At 57.4% G+C, this 1,110-nt stretch carries 2 protein-coding genes and 1 pseudogene; all 3 read left to right on the top strand.

Annotated elements, in window-relative coordinates:
- Positions 1–393, top strand: a 393-nt coding sequence (locus tag EOD29_RS30590; RefSeq protein WP_127248774.1) for a DUF269 domain-containing protein, incomplete at its 5' end; no start/stop codon positions are given.
- A 64-nt stretch (positions 394–457) separates the two neighbouring features.
- Positions 458–643 (top strand): CCE_0567 family metalloprotein, encoded by a 186-nt coding sequence (locus tag EOD29_RS30585; protein WP_245475483.1) that lies wholly within the window; start codon positions 458–460, stop codon positions 641–643.
- Positions 640–956 (top strand): annotated as a pseudogene (fdxB, locus tag EOD29_RS30580) (ferredoxin III, nif-specific). Before EOD29_RS30585 ends, fdxB begins: the two are co-directional and overlap by 4 nt.
- Positions 957–1,110: the final 154 nt, after the last annotated feature.

The raw sequence follows: 1,110 nt of genomic DNA, 5'->3' as shown, positions 1-1,110 counted from the left end.
GACGACGAGGCCCTTGCTTCCCCGTTCGTCAAATGCCTCCTGCGGCTCATTCGTACTCAGGATTCCTTCGGCTTATGGGAAGGCCATTCGGATGCCGAGCTGCTGGCCGAGTTCATCATCACCAAGCAACAGCAACGTGCGGTACCCTTTGGCGGCGATCCCGATCCTGACGCGCTGTGGAGGCTCGACATGTTTTACACCGCCGTAGCGCTTGCGATCGAGGAGCGCTCCGGCGTGTCGACGTCGCCAATAATTGGAATGAAGCCCCTGCGGGCTTCCAGCGGTTGGGCGTTCTGTCGAGACGTCCACCGGTTCGGCTTCGAGACTTTCCGCAAACTTGCTGAGGCCGGTACGAAACTGGTCGACGATGCGACTGCAGCCATTGAAGCCTAGCCCGAGATGGAGCGCATCAACAAACCATTGTTCCAGGAAGGATCTATGTCAGAACCTAGATAAGATGAGGAAGAAAGTCCGAAAGCTCCAGTTGCGTGCAGCTATTGCCAAGATGGCATTGCAGGACCTTGTCGAGGGTCTGCCGGGCAAGTGGGCCGACATACAGGAAGTCGCCGAGAAAACCCAAGCCGTTTATGCCGAGTTGGATGTTGCCAAGAGAGAACTCGCTTCAATGAAGAATTTAGGATGATGCGCACATTCACCACCCGTGACGGCTCCATTTGGATGCCGCCGTACCTGACCTCCATCGATAGCAAATCTGCATCGGCTGCTGCCGTTGTTTCAAGGTCTGCTCGCGCGATGTCATGCATCTTCACGGCGTTGATGATGCGGGTGAAATCCTCGGCCCCTGCGATGACGAGGACGACGATTTCGACGGCAAGCTCAATCGCATGATCATGGTTGTCGATGATGCCGGCCGCTGCATAGGCTGCGGAGCCTGCGGCCGCGTCTGCCCCAAGAACTGCCAGACGCATGTTGCGGCCGACGAGCTCGCAACATGATCTGGCGAAAACCAGGAGAACGGCGTGCACTTCATCTTTTTGTCGGCTCGTGGGGCTGGTCCTGTGCAGCAATGCGTCGATGGTTTACTTCGCTTTGGATTCGATCCGTGTGGCAGTCGTCACGACGCTGGCCTGTTCGCTGCTGCTTCAGGCC

Origin of the sequence: Mesorhizobium sp. M1A.T.Ca.IN.004.03.1.1 (genome assembly GCF_003997555.1) — a bacterium.
Lineage (GTDB): Bacteria > Pseudomonadota > Alphaproteobacteria > Rhizobiales > Rhizobiaceae > Mesorhizobium.
This window is presented reverse-complemented; position numbering and strand designations above follow the sequence as displayed.